Source organism: Bacillus cereus group sp. TH152-1LC (assembly GCF_027710505.1).
GTDB classification, from domain to species: domain Bacteria; phylum Bacillota; class Bacilli; order Bacillales; family Bacillaceae_G; genus Bacillus_A; species Bacillus_A mobilis.
Map to the genome: position 1 here is coordinate 582,931 of NZ_JAQFNK010000001.1, position 21,081 is coordinate 604,011.

The window sequence follows — 21,081 nt, forward strand, 5'->3', positions numbered from 1 at the left end:
ATTCTATTTTCTGTATTTAAATAAGTATTTCTATTTGTTTTTCTTCGTTTTTTTGAAAAACAAAATTAGTCATATTGAAAGAATTGAATTGATTTAATAACCTGTTGAGTGTAAGGCTAAAGTTTTCTGGATTATTTGTATATATTTTTCCTGAAAAAGTTTCTGATTCGGTATTGATTATGTAATCTCTACAGGTATATCGCTCGGTTAATCTATGTTCTTCTTTCAAAATAAACTCCCCAAAAACTGTGAATAGAATATACTTATCTTCGGTTTGTTTAAAACCAGCATTGATTAATTGTTCGTGAACTGTATTCATAAATAGCCCCTTTGTTGTTTTAGTCTCAACGTAGAATATTTTACTATTTTTTTTTGGATTTGTGTGAAAAAAGAAGGATTTTTATTTTATTGATAGGAATTAATACCAAGTAGTAAATCCAGAATGAAAAAACTAATTCTATTGAGAAGTTTTTTATATTTTACATATACAATTTAATTACAATTCATATTATTTGGAGGAAATAAAAATGACAGTATTAGAACGTTTAACAAAAGTTATTGTAGACCGACTTGGAGTGCCTGAGAGTGATGTTACTTTAGAAGCTACTTTCAAAGATGACCTAGGTGCTGATTCACTTGATGTAGTTGAATTTATTATGGAAGTTGAAGATGAGTTTGCCGTAGAAGTAGCTGATGAAGATGCAGAAAAGTTAGTAACTGTTGGCGATGTAGTTAAATATCTTGAAGAAAGAATGGAATAGCTTATTAAAGGGTTTGCTTATATTAAGTAAACTCTTTTTTTGTTTTAGGCTCTAATGTTGATATTTGAAATCAACCCGAAATCTTAGTATTATTGTATGGGAATTAAGAAAAGGGTGAGATATTGGATAACTCAAAATGGATACCTTTAAGTAATGTTGATGATGATGAGGAAATATGGGCGGGAGCAAGAGTTAGGTTGTACGATGTTGGTATGAATAGAGAAGACAGAGAAAATGATTTCTACGAATATATTATTTCTTGTATCTACGACAACAATAACTACTTACAACTAACTAATTTAACAACGGGAAAAGCAGGTTATATTATTTGTGTTATTGAAAAAGAATTACCAAATAATTATGCTTTGGGAAAAACATTAAAGCAAAGGATAGGCTTAGAAAATACTTATTTAAGATTTGAATGTGAATAATTAACAACTAAGGGAAGCACCAACTATAAGGTGTCTTCCCATATTTAATACTTTTGATAAGTATTTTACAGATTGCAAATATAATTTTATTTTGAAAAATAGGTGATAAAGATGAAAGTGTTCGTGTATTCGGATATTCATAAACAAGAACTGATAATTCCTGATAAAAAACCTGACGTTGTGTTTTTATTAGGGGATATTGATTGGAGAGATGTAAAGCGTCTTAGTAATCATTTTACAAATTCTTTTTCTAATCCCGTTCCTTTGATTGGTGTATTGGGTAATCATGATGTGTTGGACACTTTTGTTAATACAAATGTTATACATGTTCACGGGAAAACTGTTGAGTTGAATGGTTTTGTATTTGCGGGATTTGGAGGTTCTCCTCGATATAACAATAAACACAATTCTGCTCAATATGAAGAATGGGAAGCACATGAATATATAAGAGATTTAAAGGAAGTGGATGTGTTCCTTGCGCATTCCAATCCTGCATTCCAAAAGAGTTTTGATTCCACAGATTCTCATAGAGGTTTCAATTCTTTTAAAGAGCTACTAGATAAAAATAACGTTAAGACATTTTTTCATGGGCATCTCCATGAAAATAAAGAATATGTTTATAATGATACAAAAATTGTTTCTACATACGGATTCCGTGAGTATGAGTTATAAGAAGAGCGCAAATTAATTGCGCTCTTTTCTTGTATTAAAAATTAAAAGTTACTAACTCAAATTGTTCGTTCAGCATGTAAATCCATTCTTTATTTTTTGTAAATTATAATATGTCGACAAGATACTTAATTTAAAATGAAAATCATTCTTCACCAAATATATATTTTTAGAAAAAAAACATGAATTGATTCATTAGTATAGAGAAAATAGACAAAAAAGCAGTCAAATCACAAATTATTTTTAAATAAATACAGAAAAAACAAATTGAGCAAGGAAAAATTAAAATAAATGAATTTTGATTAGAAGATTACTTTGCTGTATTTGGTAATCAAAAACTAATCATTTTGACACACTAAAATTAGAATAAAACGACAAAAATTATTATTGGAAGAAGTGTTGAGAATGTAAAAAATCCTGTATCAATCATTACTGAGTTAGTAATCAAAGATGCAGGATTCAAATTTAAATGTTTAATAAGTATTATGTAAGGCTAACTTACAAATATTTACGAAGCTAAAAAACAAGTGTTTTTTTATGATTTTTAAATAAAAACAATAAAATATACGATGCGCATAGACAAGATTTAAAAATGAGTTGTTTATGTTTGAAAACGAATCTAATTATATCTCTTCTTTGTGTACTCTGTTCATTAAATCGTGAGTTGCTTGTTTAGGACACTTATTTTCAAAAAGAATTTTAAATAATTCATTTGTAATAGGGGTTTCTATGTCTGTTGTTTTAGATAATTGGTAAGCGGATTTTGTAGTTTTTACTCCTTCTGCTACCATTCCAATTTGTGTCAAAGCTTCTTCCAAAGAATATCCTTGAGCCAATAGATTTCCTGTTTTCCAATTTCGACTATGCTTAGAAGTTCCGGTTACAATCAAGTCTCCCATTCCAGTTAAACCAGAAAATGTACTTTCTCTAGCTCCTAAAGAAACGCCTAAACGTATAATTTCGGATAATCCGCGTGTTAATAGAGCAGCTTTCCCATTATCTCCATAACCTAATCCATCTGATATACCTGCACCAAGGGCGATAATGTTTTTTAAGGCTCCTCCTAATTCAACTCCTATTACATCAGAATTCGTGTAAACCCTGAAATAGTTATTGTTGAATATTTGTTGTACAGTTTTAGCTAAATCGATATTTTCACTAGCGGCTACAATTGTTGTAGGGATTTTCCTTGCAACTTCTTCTGCATGGCTAGGACCAGATAAAACACATATTTGATTTTCAAATTCTAATGGTAGTTCTTCCCTTAATATTTGAGACATTGTAGACAACGTGTCATTTTCTATTCCTTTGGTTGCATGGATGATTATAGTATCTTTTTCTAAGATAGAAGATATGTCTTTTGCTGTGTTTCTCATAACATGAGAAGGTATAGCAATTAATACAATTTTAGAAGATTGTAAAGCTTCTTCGTATGATGTTGTACTAGAAATATTGACAGGAAGCGTTATGCCAGGTAAATACTTGGAATTTGTTTTGTACTGATTGATTTCATTTGCAACTGCTTCTCTATGAGAATGTAAAACGACGTTATAATTATTATCAGCCAATACCATTGCAAGTGCTGTTCCCCAGCTGCCTGCTCCAATAACACTAATTTTATTCAAATATCATCACTCCTAAAAAATCTATAATTATTAATAATTGTAAAAGAAAAGAAAAAAACCCAGCTTTCGCGAGGTTTTTTTTATCTTAGTGAATCAGGTATAGGAACTTTCTTATCACCATTGTCACTACGATTCACGTTTATGTAATAAGTTTCGCCTAATTCATTGTACTCTACATAGGCTTTGGTAAATTGCTCTTTACGGTAATTTTCAATCGGATTGATTACATCGATGGTTTGATTATAATCCGGCGGTATGGTTAATGAATTGGATTCAATTGGGTAGCCTTGATAACTTCCTGAAACAATGCATTGGAAACTTTCATTTGGTACAGAGAAAGAAGAAGAATTCCCAATTACAGTAGGTGTAGTTTTACCTTTGGATAAACTTTCACAAGTTACAATAGGGCTAATTAGAGCTAGATTCCAATTTAAAGAGATTTTAGAATTTGCTCTAGTGCCTGATAAATTTAAGACTGATGTAGATTTATCAATATTAGTAATTTCAAATGTTTTTGTACTTGTTTTCGTTAATGATGAGTTAGTTGCCGATATTTCATCATTTTTTACTAAATCGAATGTACAGGGTTTTGAGGAGCATGAATAATTGTTAAAACCAACTTTATAGCTTAAACTTTGAGTGCCATTAATAGATACTTTTACGTTGCCTTTTGTGGCGTTAGTTGGCGAATATCCAGTTGTTGGAATGTCTAAAAAATTGATTGCGCCTGTAGAATTCCCAACTGTATCTGTTACGGTAACAGAAGTGGGAGCGGTTGCTAAGTTGTCTGCAACATAATATGCATCATTAGCTCCTTTGGTAATAGATTGATTTGTATTTAAAACGACGGATTTAACTTCTACATTGTCATCTGCATCAACTATGACTTTGAAAGTTTTGTCTTTTTTCTCGATAAGAGTTAGATGAGAAATGGTTGGTGCTGTTCTGTCAATATTAGAAACAATAACAGTGTGTGTGTATGTGTTGCCCGCAAGGTCGTCAATTGTAAATAGGTATTTCCCGTTTTGAGTAGCAGTAAAAAGGGCAGTTGTACCGTTTACAACAGAAGAATCGGGTAACTTAATACTTTTGACCCCTGAGTCTATATCGCTAGCATTTAGCTGAATTTCAACGTTTCCATTCGTAATATAGTTCGGAGAAATAGTAGCTGAACGAACAAAAGGTTTAGTTGTATCAATAGCAAAAGAGGTTTCGGGAAAAAAGGCTAATATTGCCGATAGCAAAATACATGTACCAGTAATTTTTTTGAATTTCATATAAACACCTCCTTGTGTTTTATTTTCAGTGGAAATAATATGCAAAATCTATAAAATGTCAATGTTTTTTGCATTTTGACTCATATAAAAAATGCCTCTAAATTCTCCTAGTATTTATAAAAAGGTGAATTTGGGCATTTTTAGTTGTAATTGTTTTTAGGATTTTATTTATGCTGTTTTTTTAATCCACTTTTTATTTTCATAAATCCAAGCGTCGTCCGTTAAAATTTGTTGAATGTGTTTATATTTATCAATGCGTAAGTAATCTTTTTCAGTTGGATTTGGAATTCTGCTTAGGTCTAGATTTTCAGAAATGTCGGCTAGTTTAACAACTCTACTAATAGGATTAAGTTTAACACGGTATATATATGAATCATAACTTTCTTTTTTGCGTTTTGTTATGGCATCAACAGCTTCAACAATGAATTCTGGAAACCCTTCGTTTCTTAAATCATCTAATGTTAATGGTGTATCTTCAATAATGTCATGAAGTACAGCTACTATTTTTTCTTCTAGTTTATGAACTTTCATCATTACGGCAAGAGGATGAAGAATATATGGGTTCCCACCTTTGTCAACTTGACCTTTGTGATGAAAGACAGCTAATTGAATGGCTTTTTCTAATAATAATTTCATGTTGCATCCCTCCATATCTATAATAACAAATTGAAGTTAACAATATCCAAAAAACGAGATTTTTCGAGCTTTTGAAATCAATAAAGCGAATTTTTCTCAAAAAACGAAATTCTTATAATTACAGAGGTTATTAGAGAAAAAAACGAAAAAGATTTAGATAGAAATTAAACAGTTTTTGTCGGAATACTTGACTAGAAAATAATTTCTGTTTATAAAACGATAAATTTTTTAATAAAGGTAAGGTGTTATGGAAATGAAAAAAGTATTAATTTTAGGTGGAGGATACGGGGGTACAACTATCCTTAATTCATTAATTAAGAAAAAATTGCCGAAAGATGTAAGAATCACTGTAGTCGATAGAAATCCATATCATTCTTTGAAAACAGAGTTTTATGCATTAGCTGCGGGAACGGTTTCAGATAAAGAAGTTCGAATTTCTTTTCCGGAACATGACCAAGTAAATTATGTGTATGGGGAGATTACTAAAATCGACCCTGATACTAAAATAGTCTCTGTAAAAGATGAAGAGATTTCGTATGATTACTTAATTATAGGTTTAGGATGTGAAGACCATTATCATGATGTAAAAGGGGCAAAAGAGAATACTTATAGTATCCAAACTATATCCAAATCTAGAGAAGCATCTTTAGCAATCGGGAATGCGAAAGCATATAGTGGTATTACTGTAGTTGGAGCTGGTTTAAGTGGAATTGAAGTTGCTGCTGAGATAAGAGAAAGTAGACCAGACATTAATATACGTCTTTTGGATAGAGGAGAAGCAGTTTTAAGACCGTTTGACCCGAAAGTTCAAAAATATGTAGAAAAATGGTTTGCTGAAAATGATATAGAGGTTATTCATAATGCGCAGGTTGATTATGTTGAAGAGGGAGCGGTGTGTAATAAAGGGGTTTGCTTATTAAGTGATGCCACAATATGGACAGCTGGTGTTCGACCTCATTATCTTGTTAGAGCACTCCCGTTTGCGCAGGATAGCCAAGAAAAAATTTTATTGAATGAATATCATCAAGTGCTTAGTCATCAAAATGTCTATATCGTAGGAGATTGCGCATCGTTACCATTTTCTCCAAGTGCACAATTAGCGCAGCATCAAGGTGCTCAAATTGCTGATGTACTATATGATATTTTAAGGGGTGAAACTCCTAAAAAACCAGGAGAAATAAAATTAAGAGGAACTTTAGGCTCTCTTGGTAAACATGATGGATTTGGAAGTATATTTGAACTGCCATTTACTGGTCTAGTGCCTAGAATCGCCAAATCAGGTGTGTTGTGGCTAAGTAAACGCCACTAATGGAATTAAGTTAATATATGATAAAAGGAGCAGATTATTCAGCTCCTTTTTCATCGCAACAACAAATGTATGAAAAAGAATATATGAATGATTTTGTTAAAAATATGATGAAAATAAATTTTGGGAAACTCCGTAATTAACGAAGTTTTTTGTTATATTAAAGAAATAAATGGATAAAGGATGATAATATATGAGTCAATATTCTATGTTGAAATTGAAACTGCAACCTAAACAATCTCTTACTGAAATAGATATTTCGACAATATACAAAAAAATCGATTCGAGGTGCGGAGTAGGGGATTATGAAAAAATAGATAAAGAATCCATTGAATTTCAAACTACGTTTAATTACGGATTAAATAAAATTGTAGAACTTATAGTGGAGCTAGAAAAACATATTGATTATGATAAAGTGGTTGAGGTTGGGGAATTTAATACCGAATCTATTGCTAAAATGGATTATGAATTAAGTGTGTATGTTTTCCGCAATAAAATTATAATACTTCGATATGAAACAGAGTCATCATGGGGATTCCGTCAGGATATATACTATATTAGTGATTTAAGAGGGAATGAAAAAGAAATCATTTGCAAAGAAAACAAAAGTGGTATGATTGAAAAAATAATAAAAGAATTTGTAAATAGTTATTAGTAATAGAAAAAGCAGTTGATTATATATCAGCTGCTTTGTTTTTTGATTTCGCTTTAACTGTTACTACCGTTTTGCATTGACTTGATAAATTCAACTACTTTATTGCTGTGTTTTAAATCAAATGTTAATTCAGATAAATAGCTACCTAGATGTAATTCTTTAAGTCGAAACGTTCCATCTTCAAATTCAATATCTAATTTAAATTCTCCGTTATTATAAATCGTTTCTTGTTTCAAGCTTATCACTCTAACATTTTGCATTGACTTGATAAATTCAACTACTTTATCGCTGTGTTTTAAATCGAATGTTAATTCAGATAAATAGCTACCTAGATGTAATTCTTTAAGTCGAAACGTTCCATATTCATCTTCAAATTCGATATCTAATTTAAATTCTCCGTTATTATAAATCGTTTCTTGTTTCAAACTTATCACTCCTATGTCTCTTTTGGCTTCAACTCTATATTAATTATAGCATGATTTCTTTGTTTTTTTAGATGATAGAAGAATAATTAAGAGAAAAGAATCCAATTCATATGAGAAGTGGATTCCGTATTAGACAATTATTTTTTGGATTTTAAAAATTTAATTATTATATAAATAATTAGCAGTATAAAAATAGAGATTCCGATGGGAGTTAAGTATGTAGAAAGGGTAGGACCAACTTTGCTCCAATTTTCTCCTAATTTTCGTCCTAAATATACGTATAATGTAGAAATAGGTATCATTGCCATGATTGTATACAATCCAAATAACCAAGCATTCATTTTAGAAATTCCGCATGGGATGCATATTGCAGTTCGTATTCCTGGGATAAATCTTCCGATAAACGCAACGATATAACCGTATTTTTGAAAAAATACATCAGATGCATCGATGTGCTTTTCTTTAATAAGAAGATACTTTCCATATTTTAAAATAAAAGGTCTTCCTCCAAATCTGCTTATTGCGTATAGACCAAGGGGACCTGTTGTTCCTCCAATTACTCCGGATAATACGGCTAAATAAAAATTCATATCCCCTTGATATACCCAATACCCAACCATCGGTAATATAATTTCTGAGGGTATAGTTTCTGAAGTTAGTAAAATAATGATTCCTAGATAAGAAAATTGTTTCAAGAAATCAATGAATTGAATGATATGTTCCATTTTTTTACTCCTTTTAGTGATAACGTTTAATATTTTCCATTTTTTTTAAAAGCACCTTTAATATTAGGGTAATTATACATGTCAAGGATAAAGAAAAAACGCTAGTAAAATAACTAGCGCTATGTCTCTAATGTGAGTTAAAAAGCTGATTTAAAAAAGATATGTGCTTTTTTAATAACGGAAATTTCTTTTTCTTTCACTTCAACAAATTTATCTATTTTGTTTACTTGTTGTTGATACATTTTTTCAACTTTTATTTTTAATTTATCAATGTATTTAGTTGCCTTTTCCAAAGACTTAAAATGCTTTGATGTAGTTTCATTGTTGAAAGGGTCGATAAGGTAAACTTGAAATGGTTTTTTTACTCCATATACGTGAACAAACTTTATCGTATAAGGGCGCAAATAACTAAACGTATTGTAGAGCAGAGTTGTATTTTCAAGTACAGGGTACCAGGGATAATATAAATCTGCGAATTCAATTACAATATTGGAATAACTAGGTTGTAAGGTTCTAGAGTTTATAGTTCCATGCTGCTTCCATTCACATTTTTCAGTAGAGATAATTTTTTTTGCGTGTTCTAATTGGTACAACTCTTTGTTTGCCTTTTCTAATTGCTTTTTTATCGTGTACTTTTTACTAGATTTCAATATTTAACAGCTCCCTTTGGAAATGTATTTCCTATAGTATACCTTTTATTTTGAATTTAAGGATATTTTGATTTAAAGAGAAGAAAGATTTAGGGGGAAGTTATTCAGAATTGCAAATCAAAGAGATGTAAGAATCCGGTTGAATTCTAATAGATTTAGAAATTATCTTGTAAGGTGATTTACCTGTATGTTTCTGTACAAATATTATTAATAATATTTGTACAGAAACATTGATATTATAAGGAATGACGGAGCGACTTAGAACACTGAAAGTATCATGATAAATGGAAATGTAATATTAAAAGAAATAAAAGAACCGAAAATAATCAATTTACTAGTTGCAAATGTTTCATGATGTATGTAGGAAATATTTTTTAAAATTTCATAAATGTAAACCAAAAAGAAATAAATCCATAAATTTTTATATAATTATGTTATAAAATATATAAAAATATCGCCTGTTTTTAAGAGTTCATTTTCTTGTTTTTACAAAACTAAATAATTTAAGAGTTATAAAAAGGTGTTTAATGAGAAAAAGGGGCAGAAAACAATGCTTTTTTGTTAAGTGGGTAATTTACATAGAATAAATAAAAATAATTTGAAGATAGTAATGTGATGTTTTGTAAACTTCTGTATAAATAATAAAAATATTATTTATACAGAAGTATTGGGAATGAATCATTTCTGATAAATAAAGAGGTTAATGAATTGGATGTTTTATCGTTATTTGAAACGAAAGAAAAAATCAGATGCATAAAAAATTTAATAGATAGGAGTGAAAAATGTATGGAGAAAACCAAAAAATTAATGATTGGTATTATTTCTGGTATAACTGCGATAGGATTGAGTGGTTGCGCAAAAAGTGTGCCTCCTAAACCAAAAGATGGTGAATGTAAGAATTGGAAATTTGATAAGGGTGATGGAGTGTATAAATGTGGAGACAATAATTCCGCGCACTATGGGCATTATTATTATGGTGGTATGTATTATCCGAACAAAAATTCTTTGTATGCCAATTCTTCATATAAAAGTTACAAGAATAGTTCATCGTTTAAAGGTGGAAATGGTTTTGGAAGTGGAAGTAAAGGATTTGGTGGCTGACTTGAATTTTAAACAAAAAATATAGGGGATGGGTTTATTTGTTAATTTTAGTTAACTTCGTATTGCATAACACTCATCTAATTAATATAATAAGATGAAGTTTTATTACAGGTGCAATTAAAGGAGAGTGCTCACGTTGAAAAGAAACAAATATACATGTACGGTTGTTCAATGTGAATGCTGTGAGAAATCCATTATATCTCCTATCAAAGAGCTTCCGGATAAATGTCCTTACTGCGAAGAATTAGGTATGTATAGTATTGTTTATTTGAGTTGCGAGGACCAGGAAATATTCACAGTGTATATTCAACAAGAAGGCTAACTGCGACGAAATTGTAGTTGGTTTTTTTGTTTTGGTAAAAGAATTTGGCGTAGTGTGTAAAAGCACCCCCACATCAATGATAAAACGTGAGGGTGTTTCAGTATTAGGAAGGTAGTTCTGTTACATATATAACATATACTTGTCTATCTTCATCTAATTCGGAACTGTCTCTGAGCATTTGCCCACGATTAGGTACATCAACAACATCTTTTAGGAGATAGCGTATTACTTCCCAATGTGAGTTCATATGCTTTACTGATAGAAGAGTCATGTCACCAAAAGCATTGTATAGACGAAATTCAATATTTAATCCTAATCCCGAATAATTCTTTTCATCGGAAAATGTAGTGACTTCTCCCATTTCTTCAAGGACAAGGATTTCTTCTTCACCATTCATTTCAGTTGACTTTAACTGATATTGTTTCCCGGATTTAACAAAATACTCACAGAGCTGCCTCGCATAAATCTCATCTTCGGAAATGCTGTCTTTTCTGTATTGATAGAACTCTTCGAACTCATTAAACATACGTTCAATGTAGTATGTTAAATTCATAATTAATTTCCCCTTTATTAATAAAATGACAAATGTATCATATCATCTTTAAAACTTCGAAAATGTTTTTCTGGAATTTTATTTTTAAACTTTTTCAATATGTTATAAATGACAGTAGGAAGAGCAGGTAAGATAACATAAGTAGTTTAAAAATAAAAGAAAGTAGGTACTTTCTAATGAACGCGCAGAAATCGAAAAGGGAAAACTTTTATGGAGAAATTCCGAATTACTGGGCTAATATGTACGGACAAGAATATAGTTTGTATGATGTATATCGAATTAGTGAAGAGGAAGAAGCAAAAATTAAAACAGCAGCAGAAAAGATTGCTCAAGTGTTTTTTAAAATTTGCGGGCTGTTAAGGAATGTCGACGATGAAACGTTAATGCAAATGGGTTTTCCAAGAGAAACTTTGAAATTTATAAAATTAAAGACAATAAGGGCAGAAAGTGTAATCTCTCGTTTGGACTTGGTAAAAGTTAAAGATGCCTATTGTGTAATGGAAATCAATAGCGATACGCCTACATTTATTAAAGAGTTGTTCCATATTAATGGTTTAGTTTGCGATGAATTCAACTTAGTAAATCCGAATGAAAAAGAAGAAGAACGTTTAGGGAAAGAAATTCGTGCAGCGATAGAAGAGGCTTATGCTAAGTTAGAAAAAAGAAATTTTCCTAATATTGTATTCACTTCGCACGATGAGAATGAAGAAGATAAATACACTGTAAAATATCTTCAAGAAATTGCGGGGGTGCCTTCGAAATATGTGCCTTTAGAAGAATTACGTATTATCGAGGGAGAGGGTCTTATTGACCCGGATGGAGATATTATAGATGTTTTATATAGACAAACGTTTCCTATTGAAAGTTTAATTTTAGATAAAGACCCAGATACAGGCTCAAAAGTAGGATTGCAGCTATTAGAACTAGTGCAAGAAAATAAATTGGCATTCATAAATCCTCCGAGTGCATTTCTGTTGCAAACTAAAGCGGTACAAGCTGTTATTTGGGGATTGCATGAAGAAAACAGTGATTTCTTTACAGAGGAAGAGCGCCAATGGATTCGTACACATTTTCTCCCTACATATTTAGAAGAAGAGACATTTCTTCTAAATAGGGTTCCGTACATAAAGAAGCCATGTTTCGGAAGAGAAGGAGATACTGTAGAGATTTACGATAATAAGGGTAGCAAGATAATGGAAGACCCTAATAAATCTTATACGGATTATTTAGCCGTGTATCAAAAATACGTTGAATTACCTAAAGCTTCTTTTCGAACAGAGAACGGAACTTTAGATGGTCACATTATGGTAGGTTGTTTTTTATTGAATGGGCAGCCAAGCGCATTTGGTTATCGAGTTGGAAATCGAATTACTGACAATCTAAGTTATTTTCTTCCTGTAGGAATAGAAAATATAGTCTGAGGTACAGGCACAAGAAAGATAGTTAAATAATATATGTAATCATAAGAAATTTTAAAATAAAAAGTTAGAGTTAATTTAAGATTCATAAGGGTGTAATTAGTTAAAACGAGGAAAATTCTCCTCGTTTTTTTATATAAAAAACATCCTTTGAAAAGGATGTTAATGTTAAGAAGGTATTATTGTTTGGCTAGAATGAATTTAAATCTAATGTGATAAAGGGATTCGAGTGAAAAATTATCCATTTTAGAATAAAACTGTTCAAATAGATTAATCATTTCTGAAGAACAAGCATAGTCAACAATGCTTTTAGTATGATTAAAGACCTTTTTATTGATATTAAATGTTTTAGATTGTGTCATACGTTTAACGGCTTCAATATTGTTGGTTTGTACTGCATGTATGATAGGGCTAAAGCCTAATGAATCTTCTGCATAAAAATTGATGTCATTGTTTATTAGTAAGTCAATCACATCAATTTTTATTCTGCGTTTAAAACAATTGTGTAAAGCATTTTGTTTTTTGTTATTTGTATGGTGTATATTAATGCCTTTTTCAATTAGATATTTACACATATTCAAATTCCCATTGAAGGCTGCATAATTCAAAGCATTATCTCCGTTGTTTCCTGCTTCATTAATGTTTTCATTTTTCTTTTCAATTAGATACTTCAACACTTCAAAGCAATTACAGAGGGTTGCTGCTACTATGGCAGGGGTCCCATCTTCATCGATATCTTTTAAGCAGTAATGTCCATTTTCAATAAGTTGAATAGCTACTGCTTCTTGCTGATGTGCTAATAAAAAAAATAAATCTTCTTTCATCGTTTAATCTCCCTTTTTTACTATTATTATATCAGGTTAATGTGAATTCAGAAATCTATTTTGGATTTAGAATTCAATAAAATTAAAATTGAATTCTAAATCTCATTAAAATATATAAGAATGTTTCAAAGGATAGTATGGAAGGCTTTTCCCATTAATATTTCATTTGTGATATCATAAGAAAAAAATAGAAAAGGAGAAAAATAAATGTTTATGAAACGAGGGAAACAGCTGGTTGAAGAACTAAAAAGCATAAATAAATTAGAACTTAAGAAACAAATAAAAGAACAAATTGGAGAAGAGAATAGAAAGAAAGAACAAGAAACAATAATTGAAAACCCATATAGACCTACAAAGAAAACAATAGAAAAGTTAAAAAGAGAACTAGAGGGAGTAGGGTATTTAATTACTGTTTTTTCTCCTTATAAAGTTTCAGGTGTTAATTCTGATAAAAAAGTATTTTCTACGCTGTTAGCTAAATTATTTGGATATAACACAACTATTAAGAGAATGGAAGAAGGCACAAAAAAAGACTTAATTGTTGCTGGTATTGAAGGTTTACAAAAAACATTCTATGTAAATAGACAAAGACTGCTGCTTCACGGAACAATGTTTGAAAATGACTTTCTTGAAAATAGACTGGAATATGTAATGAAAAATGGAGAGGAAGCAGAAGAGGTATCGGAGAGTGTGTATGATTTTCTGGAGCAGCAATTTATAGAAATAATGAAAGAAGCAATGTATATATACTTTGATGTAAAAGAAAGCAGAAAAAACAATTATAAATTAGGCTTAAGTTCCCATAGTGATGCGCTTTTGTTTCAATATAGAATAAGTTGTTTAACAGGAATCGATGACATGAATGATTATTTTGTTAATGAAATACACAGATACTTTGCAGGGAAAATATATCGTGCGATGTTTGATGAATTAAAAGAAGTTTATCCAAAGTGTAAGATAAGATTTCTTACATATCAACTTGTTAGAGAAAACGAAAAAAATGAATTATACGTACACGAATACGATTACGAAGGGTTCTTTAAAATATGCGAACATTTCGAGCAACTAAAAGAATTATTTGATGCAGAAGAGCTAGAGACCTTATTAAATGCGTGGTTGCTTATTTTAGATGCATATCAGAAAGCTATAGATTCAAAAGTAGAGAGTAAAATATTGAAGCATTCTGAAAGCTTGGCAGCTAACTTAGAAACAATTGAAGAAATTATGGCTGAATTAGAAAACAAAAAGGAGAATAAGTGATGACAAATAACAAACGAATTTTAAATATTCTTGAGGATGAAAAATATAAGGGACTTATAAATAGAGATGCGCATTTACTAAGAAATGAACGTGGTACAGAACAATCTTTATCAAAAGAGTTAAGGGATTTATATAGTACCTGTGTTCTTGAATATGAATTCATTGAACAACTTAGTCCCTTTAAAAAGAATTTTACGACTGAATTGACGGGAATGTCTAAAATGTTTAATCAGTTTTATTTAGAACAAGATTTTCATTACCTAACTAAGTCAGCAAAACAAGAATTATGTGAAGTAGGAATAGAAAGTATGATGAATAGTATTAGGGAAAGAAATAAAGCATTATTAACAAGAAGTATATTATTAGAGGATGATTATTTAGAAAATAGATTGCATCACCTAATTGAATATGGAGAAGAGGCAATTGAGTTTAAAAATAAAGATATGGATTATCTTCTAGAACAAATTGAAATACTTCTAAGAGAAATGAACAAACATTTCTTTAAGATAGAAGAAGAAAAGGCTTTAGATGGCTTAAATAAAGATGTATGCAGCGAATTGTTTATGGGGTATCTTATTAGATGCTCAGAGTATTTTCCTAATGTTGCAACTGGGCATGTGATTGATATTGGAGATTATTATTTAGAAAGAATCCATACTTTAACAGATAATGAAATAAAGGATTATAAGAAATTAAAAGTGTGTCCTATTTCTTATGGATTAAACAATAATATGATAACAAAATTCAAAATCCGTAAAATGGGTATTATTAGCGAAAACTTAGAGGGAATAAAATACATTGTTGAGGAACATAGTTTTAATGACATTATAGAGTCCTTTATTGCGACATCTGAGAAAATTTTAGAAGAAATAAATGCAGGTAAAAAGTTGTATGAAATCTTCTTAGGAGAGGCAGATTACGGAAATTATTTAATGAAAATACTAGAGACTCTTCCAAAACTAGAAAAAAATATATATAATGAGAAGCAGGCGAATTAATGCCTGCTTTTTTTACTTATTGTTATGATTCCTGCTTCACCAAGATTTACGTTTTCTGTTTCTCTATTTATGAATATAACTGGAGAGATAGATGTTTTTTTCTCTTTTGAAGTGGGGGATTCTGAATTTACTTGAGGAATATTATTGTTTTTAAAAAATATGCGAATAATACGCAAAGTTTTTTATTTGTTTTTAAACAGAGAATCAATTTGAGGTTTGAAAACAAAAAATGAAAAACAAAGGAGAATCATTATGAATACATTTGATGTAAAAGTAAAAATTAACGTATTAAACCAATTAAGATTACTCAGAAATAGCACATTTAAAGATAAGTTAACGTTTTTAGATGAAATCATTCAAAATGCACAAAGGGCGAAAGCGAAAAATGTATTTATTGAATATGAAAGCTACAATGATATTATGATTATAGAAAATGATGGGCAAATTCTAAAGAACCCTCAAGTTTTATTTAGCATGAGTGATAGTGGCTGGGATGATGATGTTAAAAATACAGAAAATCCATTTGGCGTAGGTTTTTTTAGCGTTATTACTGTTTCAGATTATGTTGAAATTTTCACAGGAAATCTTCGTGTTGTTTTTGACGTAGCAAAAATGCTAACAACAAACAATACTGATATTTTAGTTGAAGAAACAGAAAAGAATTATGATGGATTTAAATTAATTTTACATAATTTTAAAATAGAAGATACATACTATACTGATATTGAAGAACGAGTAACCTTATTAGGAAAATACATACACGAATTAGATATTTATTTTAACGGAAAGAAAAAAGAAAAGAAAAATTTAACGGAAGGCGATGGTTCGCCTTTTGAAATGAGTATAAATGAAGGAAAGCTTTTTAAAGGTTGGATGGCTTTTCAAAGTGGATGGTCCACGGAAGGATTAAATATCTTTTATAAAGGTAGATTGGTAACAAAATTTAATAGTCTTCCGTATTTAAAAGGCGACCTACATATTACAGATAAAGCGTTAAATTTAAAACAACCGGATAGAAAAGATATTATCCATGATAATAAATATTTTGATTTTGTAGATATGATAAAAATGTATGCAGAAATGCTGAGTGAAGAATCTTTGTTGAAAGGGAAACAAAAAGATGTGGATGAATACGCATCGGTACTGTCACGTTATAGCAACAAAGAAGAAATAAAAAAGAAGATGAAATTTACTGTCTTTAAAGGCAATAGTTCAAACGATATTACGTATTTACGTGGAATGGCTTTGACGATGAAAAATGTAGAAAAAGATGAAATTAAATCTTTGCGAGAATATGAAGTTTATCTTCGAGAGGAAGAATCTAAGGAAGAAGGTTCTTCTGAATTTAGAGTAGAAGAAAATGTGTCGCATGCAGCTCCAAGAGCAAAGGGAGTCATTCATCATGAAGCTACATCTTATAATGAAGAAAACAACCATTATAAAGAAGCTTATACCGAAAGACCAGAAATTAATGAAGAAGAAATGGAAGAAAGCGTTGGTGAAATGATTATCGAGGAAGAACAACCAACATTTTGGATGCGTTTTTCAGAATTAGAACGTTATGAGCAACACTTTAACATCATTAAACATTATGGATTAAAATTAATTATTGCCAGAAATAAATTAGAAGAAGAACTCCTTGGGATGATGATTGATTTAAATGTCCTTCATATTAAAGAATTGAAGGAAAACATAAAAATCGAAGCTACTATATCAAATCAAGCGTTAACAATTAAGGAAAAGAGAGCAGTTATGCTATTAGATATGGTTAGTCGAATGAACGGCTTTGAAGAAAATGTTTTTCTAGTGGGAGATTTAATGGTTTTAAAAACTACTACAATCGAAATTTTAAATCAAAAATATGAACAAATAGAAGAAGAAGTTGTAGCAATGTATAGCAAATCACAAAATAAAGTATTAGTAGACCGAACAATTATTGATAATAGTATGTTAGAAGAAAGTTTGGATACTGATATTACATTAGCAGATTATAAATTTGTTTTAGCTAATTTGCCGGTATTAATTCATCAACTTAAAATGCTGAATTGTAAAGATAAAAATAACTTATTAGAGAGAACTATTAAGGCTTTAGCGATAGCATAGTGCATATACAATCATATAGTAAACAAAAGCCTGGTCTTTATTCTATAAAGATTAGGCTTTTTCTGCTTATATGAATAAAGTAAAAAGGATGATGAATAAATAATTAAAATAAAGAAAATTAAGTAAGATAGAAAGTAGGTGCGTGGTATTGAAAGAAAGATTGATTACGGGGACAATAGCCGGCTCACTATTTATAATGTTATTGTATTTAGGGGGATATTCTTTTTACGTTTTTACATTACTTTTAGCTGCAATCGGGCTTTATGAAATTAATAAAATGGGAAATTTCATAGGGAAATATAATTTTCCTCTTTTCTCTGGAAATGTAATCAGTGTTGTTATGTTTTTAGTTAGTGCTGTACAAATAGATATTGATAAAACAGTATGGGTCCTTTTATATTCTTTTGCATTGATGTTGTATATATTGTTCACAAAGAATGAGTATTCGTTTGAAAAAGCAGGGTTTAGTGCTCTAGGATTTATTTATGTTGTATTCGGATTTATTGCATTTGCAGAAGAAAGAGCGGTACATGGTTTTTGGTATGTTTTATTTATTTTGTTATTGATTTGGTCAACGGATTCTGGCGCATATTTTGTGGGAAAAAACTTTGGGAAAAAGAAGTTGTTCAAATCGATTAGTCCCAATAAAACAATTGAAGGTTCAATAGGTGGAATAATAACAGCATTAACTGTAGGGGTTGTATTTTACTTATGTACGAATATATTCCAAAACATTTATGAAGTTATTATTATGACTCTCGTCGTTTCTATTTTTGGGCAAATTGGTGATTTGATAGAATCTGCTTTAAAAAGGAATTTCAATGTAAAAGATTCAGGGAGAATTCTTCCTGGTCATGGAGGAATATTAGATAGGTTCGATAGTACAATTTTTGTATTTTTAATACTTAGTATTTTGGAAAGGTTCTTTTCGTAAATCTTGTTGTTTTAAAAATAAAAAGGATTTATTATGATTTCGCCAAAATACATTTATAGCTTTAGCAGAGCTATTATCACTTCTTTTGAAGCGGTAGAACCCTTCCTGTTGCACACCAGGAGGGGTTTTTATTTGTAATAAGGTTGATTACTTTTAGAAAGAGAACTAGATTTAAAGGTCGGTTCTTTGTTGATATAACAAAAACACCATGAAAATTTATTCATGGTGTTTGTAGGAAGTTTATTGGTTAAAGCGTTCTTGTGCCAATTTCTGTATTGTCACATAATCTGTTTTTCCGCTTCCTAATAGTGGGATGTTTTCAAACACTTCGATTTCAGAAGGAATGAGAAGAGAAGAAAGCTTGTTAGATTTTATAAACTTTTTGAACGTTCTTTCTTGTGTGTTCAAGAAGCTTTCTTCAACAGGTTTGGTAGTGAATAAGATGATTTTTTCACCTTTTCTTTTATCTGGGATAGCAACAGCTGCAAAACTAGTGTGACCAAAACATTCCGCAGCTAGTTCCTCAACTAAGTTCAGAGATACCATTTCTCCACCGATTTTAGCAAAGCGTTTCAATCTAGATTTAATTGTAATAAAATTGTTTTCATCTATCTCTACTATATCGCCTGTGTCGTACCAGTCTGTTAAAGGTATGTATCCTTTTCCGTGGATAAGATATCCCTTCATTAAGTTTGGACCTTTTACTAACAGACTGCCTCCGTTTTCAATTCCCTCTATAGGTTTAATCTTGTGCTGCATACCCGGAACTATCTTTCCAACCGAGCCATTTTTATTAAACAAAGGTGTGTTTAAAGCTAATATCGGAGCTGCTTCAGTAACGCCGTATCCTTCTAAAATTCTGATGCCAAATTTACTCATCCAATTATCTCTAATCTCAGGCTTAAGTTTTTCTGCACCAGTAATAATGTATTTCACATCTTTAAATGTAAATGGATGCGCATATCTTTCATAATGAGTTAAGAAGGTCGGTGTACTAATAAATAAAGTTATGTCATCTTGATAGATAAATCTCGGAATTTCCTTACTATGTGTAGGTGATGGATAAAGATATACAGGAATCCCAGTAATCAATGGTAAAAACGTGCCGACAGACAAGCCAAATGAGTGAAACATAGGTAAAGCATTGAACATCTTATCTTTGGTTGTTATATCTAATGATGTTAATGCCTGCTGAACATTAGCATATATGTTGTCGTGTGTTAGTATAACGCCTTTTGGTTTACTCTCACTACCTGACGTGAAAAGAATAACTTCGTTTGATGAGAAGTTTGCCTTTTGTTGCCTGTAGTTGTTTGCTAGACCCATTAACTTATCTACACTGTTAATAGATTCTTTTACTTCTTCCAAATATATGATTTTATATTTAGTTTCTAAGATAGATAAGAGGTCTTGTAAGTTGGCTTTTTCTACAAAGGCAGATGAAGTGATAATTGTTTTTAATTCTGCTGTTTCGCAACAATCAACTAAGTTTTGTTCGCCCATTGTAAAATTTAGAATTGCTGGAGAAACACCTAACTTAAATAAAGAATATAGTGTTACAACATGAGCAATAGCGTTAGGTAATAAAACACCGATGCGTTTTTCCGTAATAAGCTTTTCTAATCGTTGGCTCATGACATTAATATTGAGAATAAGTTTATTATAAGAAAGGGAAGCGCCCGTATCTTTTACGATATATTCATTATCTTTGTATGTTTTTGCATCATTTAAAAGTTCATTATAAAGATTTATGTTTGTTTTGTTTAAACAAGAAAATTTCAATTCATTTAATTGATAATGTATAAAAGCCGCAATTTTTTCTTTTTCTTTTTCTCCAGAAGCTTTTTCGAATTGAGAAAGAGTAAAAGGAGTACCTACTTTTACAAATGGCTTGTTGGTTTGCACTATGTTTTCCACGAAACGAAATTTATTTGGATTTTTCCCCGCGCCATTAATAAAAACAGGATAGATGGTTGCTTGTGCTTTGAAAGCAATGAACGCCATTTCGGTAAAGATACGAAGCAGAGTACCTGCTTTCGATACCTTAAGTTCCGGGAATAAGAGAACCGGTTCTCCTGTTTCTATTAAACGTATAGTCTTCATTACAGCTTCTGCGTCTAACTGTTTAAATATCGTAACTTTTCGGTTTTTTAACTTTGATTCATTATGAATAAACTCCGAATTATCAAATGTAATAAATCGGACATTATCTGGTAATGTTGTATGTAAAGTAGCCAAGTCATCAATGGATACATGATTGGACATATAAATAACATTTTTATTTTCTACTATATTCAAAATGCTTTCCTCCCTTTGGATTCAGTAAAGTTATTCTTAATTTTATCATTTTTCCCTCTTAAAAAGGAGGGTAAATCGGAATATATTCATCAAATGTTATAAAAATAAAT

General features: G+C 30.5%; 21 protein-coding genes. 11 read left to right on the forward strand and 10 right to left on the reverse strand.

Annotated elements, in window-relative coordinates:
- Window positions 1–16 precede the first annotated feature (16 nt).
- The gene (locus PDL00_RS02955; RefSeq protein WP_270726252.1) at window positions 17–319 is read right to left on the reverse strand and encodes a hypothetical protein; all 303 of its coding nucleotides are present in this window, start codon (window positions 317–319) and stop codon (window positions 17–19) included.
- A gap of 208 nt (window positions 320–527) precedes the next feature.
- Between PDL00_RS02955 and acpP the strand changes: the two genes are divergently transcribed.
- From acpP to PDL00_RS02970, 3 genes are all read left to right on the forward strand, one after another.
- On the forward strand, window positions 528–761 hold the full coding sequence (gene acpP / locus PDL00_RS02960) for an acyl carrier protein (protein WP_098005677.1): 234 nt from the start codon (window positions 528–530) through the stop codon (window positions 759–761).
- Window positions 762–901: 140 nt separating this feature from the next.
- Window positions 902–1,192, forward strand: a complete 291-nt coding sequence (locus tag PDL00_RS02965; protein ID WP_270727809.1) for a hypothetical protein — start codon at window positions 902–904, stop codon at window positions 1,190–1,192.
- Window positions 1,193–1,303: 111 nt separating this feature from the next.
- Window positions 1,304–1,864, forward strand: coding sequence for a metallophosphoesterase family protein (locus PDL00_RS02970; RefSeq protein WP_270726256.1), 561 nt, complete (start codon window positions 1,304–1,306; stop codon window positions 1,862–1,864).
- Window positions 1,865–2,484: 620 nt separating this feature from the next.
- Here the strand turns inward: PDL00_RS02970 and PDL00_RS02975 are convergent.
- The 3 genes from PDL00_RS02975 to PDL00_RS02985 form a co-directional block, all read right to left on the reverse strand.
- Window positions 2,485–3,486 (reverse strand): NAD(P)H-dependent glycerol-3-phosphate dehydrogenase, encoded by a 1,002-nt coding sequence (locus tag PDL00_RS02975; protein WP_270726258.1) that lies wholly within the window; start codon window positions 3,484–3,486, stop codon window positions 2,485–2,487.
- Between the two features lie 80 nt (window positions 3,487–3,566).
- Entirely contained in the window at window positions 3,567–4,763 is a 1,197-nt protein-coding gene (locus PDL00_RS02980) for a hypothetical protein (RefSeq protein ID WP_270726261.1), read from the reverse strand.
- 168 nt (window positions 4,764–4,931) lie between these two features.
- Window positions 4,932–5,399 (reverse strand): GTP pyrophosphokinase, encoded by a 468-nt coding sequence (locus tag PDL00_RS02985; RefSeq protein WP_270726264.1) that lies wholly within the window; start codon window positions 5,397–5,399, stop codon window positions 4,932–4,934.
- A 253-nt stretch (window positions 5,400–5,652) separates the two neighbouring features.
- Between PDL00_RS02985 and PDL00_RS02990 the strand changes: the two genes are divergently transcribed.
- The gene (locus tag PDL00_RS02990; protein WP_098006572.1) at window positions 5,653–6,708 is read left to right on the forward strand and encodes an NAD(P)/FAD-dependent oxidoreductase; all 1,056 of its coding nucleotides are present in this window, start codon (window positions 5,653–5,655) and stop codon (window positions 6,706–6,708) included.
- 190 nt (window positions 6,709–6,898) lie between these two features.
- Entirely contained in the window at window positions 6,899–7,360 is a 462-nt protein-coding gene (locus PDL00_RS02995; RefSeq protein ID WP_270726269.1) for a hypothetical protein, read from the forward strand.
- A 53-nt stretch (window positions 7,361–7,413) separates the two neighbouring features.
- Here the strand turns inward: PDL00_RS02995 and PDL00_RS03000 are convergent, their stop codons facing one another.
- The 3 genes from PDL00_RS03000 to PDL00_RS03010 all read right to left on the reverse strand — a co-directional run bounded on the left by PDL00_RS03000 (window position 7,414) and on the right by PDL00_RS03010 (window position 9,160).
- Entirely contained in the window at window positions 7,414–7,794 is a 381-nt protein-coding gene (locus PDL00_RS03000) for a hypothetical protein (protein ID WP_270726270.1), read from the reverse strand.
- Window positions 7,795–7,922: 128 nt separating this feature from the next.
- The gene (locus tag PDL00_RS03005) at window positions 7,923–8,510 is read right to left on the reverse strand and encodes a DedA family protein (RefSeq protein ID WP_270726272.1); all 588 of its coding nucleotides are present in this window, start codon (window positions 8,508–8,510) and stop codon (window positions 7,923–7,925) included.
- Between the two features lie 137 nt (window positions 8,511–8,647).
- Complete coding sequence (locus tag PDL00_RS03010) at window positions 8,648–9,160, reverse strand: hypothetical protein (RefSeq protein ID WP_270726273.1); 513 nt, start codon at window positions 9,158–9,160, stop codon at window positions 8,648–8,650.
- A gap of 708 nt (window positions 9,161–9,868) precedes the next feature.
- Here PDL00_RS03010 and PDL00_RS03015 point away from each other — a divergent pair.
- Window positions 9,869–10,261 (forward strand): aminotransferase yhxA, encoded by a 393-nt coding sequence (locus PDL00_RS03015; protein ID WP_333563524.1) that lies wholly within the window; start codon window positions 9,869–9,871, stop codon window positions 10,259–10,261.
- Window positions 10,262–10,686: 425 nt separating this feature from the next.
- Here PDL00_RS03015 and PDL00_RS03020 read toward each other — a convergent pair whose 3' ends face one another.
- On the reverse strand, window positions 10,687–11,136 hold the full coding sequence (locus PDL00_RS03020) for an RNA helicase (protein WP_270726274.1): 450 nt from the start codon (window positions 11,134–11,136) through the stop codon (window positions 10,687–10,689).
- Between the two features lie 176 nt (window positions 11,137–11,312).
- Between PDL00_RS03020 and PDL00_RS03025 the strand changes: the two genes are divergently transcribed.
- Complete coding sequence (locus tag PDL00_RS03025; RefSeq protein ID WP_270726275.1) at window positions 11,313–12,557, forward strand: glutathionylspermidine synthase family protein; 1,245 nt, start codon at window positions 11,313–11,315, stop codon at window positions 12,555–12,557.
- A gap of 176 nt (window positions 12,558–12,733) precedes the next feature.
- On the opposite strand, the gene PDL00_RS03030 is transcribed toward PDL00_RS03025, so the two are convergent.
- Window positions 12,734–13,378 (reverse strand): ankyrin repeat domain-containing protein, encoded by a 645-nt coding sequence (locus PDL00_RS03030; RefSeq protein WP_270726276.1) that lies wholly within the window; start codon window positions 13,376–13,378, stop codon window positions 12,734–12,736.
- Window positions 13,379–13,585: 207 nt separating this feature from the next.
- Between PDL00_RS03030 and PDL00_RS03035 the strand changes: the two genes are divergently transcribed.
- The 4 genes from PDL00_RS03035 (at window position 13,586) to PDL00_RS03050 (ending at window position 18,673) form a co-directional block, all read left to right on the forward strand.
- On the forward strand, window positions 13,586–14,638 hold the full coding sequence (locus PDL00_RS03035) for a hypothetical protein (RefSeq protein ID WP_270726277.1): 1,053 nt from the start codon (window positions 13,586–13,588) through the stop codon (window positions 14,636–14,638).
- Complete coding sequence (locus PDL00_RS03040) at window positions 14,638–15,636, forward strand: hypothetical protein (RefSeq protein WP_270726278.1); 999 nt, start codon at window positions 14,638–14,640, stop codon at window positions 15,634–15,636. Before PDL00_RS03035 ends, PDL00_RS03040 begins: the two co-directional genes overlap by 1 nt.
- Before the next feature lie 252 nt (window positions 15,637–15,888).
- Window positions 15,889–17,739 (forward strand): hypothetical protein, encoded by a 1,851-nt coding sequence (locus PDL00_RS03045; RefSeq protein ID WP_270726279.1) that lies wholly within the window; start codon window positions 15,889–15,891, stop codon window positions 17,737–17,739.
- A gap of 148 nt (window positions 17,740–17,887) precedes the next feature.
- Window positions 17,888–18,673, forward strand: coding sequence for a phosphatidate cytidylyltransferase (locus PDL00_RS03050; protein ID WP_270726280.1), 786 nt, complete (start codon window positions 17,888–17,890; stop codon window positions 18,671–18,673).
- Window positions 18,674–18,913: 240 nt separating this feature from the next.
- Here the strand turns inward: PDL00_RS03050 and PDL00_RS03055 are convergent, their stop codons facing one another.
- On the reverse strand, window positions 18,914–20,971 hold the full coding sequence (locus PDL00_RS03055) for an AMP-binding protein (protein ID WP_270726281.1): 2,058 nt from the start codon (window positions 20,969–20,971) through the stop codon (window positions 18,914–18,916).
- Window positions 20,972–21,081: the final 110 nt, after the last annotated feature.

Coding starts and splice junctions, on each gene's coding strand:
- PDL00_RS02955 (WP_270726252.1), bottom strand. CDS start 319: ATGAATACAGTTCACGAACAATTAATCAATGCTGGTTTTAAACAAACC.
- acpP (WP_098005677.1), top strand. CDS start 528: ATGACAGTATTAGAACGTTTAACAAAAGTTATTGTAGACCGACTTGGA.
- PDL00_RS02970 (WP_270726256.1), top strand. CDS start 1,304: ATGAAAGTGTTCGTGTATTCGGATATTCATAAACAAGAACTGATAATT.
- PDL00_RS02980 (WP_270726261.1), bottom strand. CDS start 4,763: ATGAAATTCAAAAAAATTACTGGTACATGTATTTTGCTATCGGCAATA.
- PDL00_RS02985 (WP_270726264.1), bottom strand. CDS start 5,399: ATGAAATTATTATTAGAAAAAGCCATTCAATTAGCTGTCTTTCATCAC.
- PDL00_RS02990 (WP_098006572.1), top strand. CDS start 5,653: ATGAAAAAAGTATTAATTTTAGGTGGAGGATACGGGGGTACAACTATC.
- PDL00_RS02995 (WP_270726269.1), top strand. CDS start 6,899: ATGAGTCAATATTCTATGTTGAAATTGAAACTGCAACCTAAACAATCT.
- PDL00_RS03005 (WP_270726272.1), bottom strand. CDS start 8,510: ATGGAACATATCATTCAATTCATTGATTTCTTGAAACAATTTTCTTAT.
- PDL00_RS03020 (WP_270726274.1), bottom strand. CDS start 11,136: ATGAATTTAACATACTACATTGAACGTATGTTTAATGAGTTCGAAGAG.
- PDL00_RS03025 (WP_270726275.1), top strand. CDS start 11,313: ATGAACGCGCAGAAATCGAAAAGGGAAAACTTTTATGGAGAAATTCCG.
- PDL00_RS03030 (WP_270726276.1), bottom strand. CDS start 13,378: ATGAAAGAAGATTTATTTTTTTTATTAGCACATCAGCAAGAAGCAGTA.
- PDL00_RS03035 (WP_270726277.1), top strand. CDS start 13,586: ATGTTTATGAAACGAGGGAAACAGCTGGTTGAAGAACTAAAAAGCATA.
- PDL00_RS03040 (WP_270726278.1), top strand. CDS start 14,638: ATGACAAATAACAAACGAATTTTAAATATTCTTGAGGATGAAAAATAT.
- PDL00_RS03045 (WP_270726279.1), top strand. CDS start 15,889: ATGAATACATTTGATGTAAAAGTAAAAATTAACGTATTAAACCAATTA.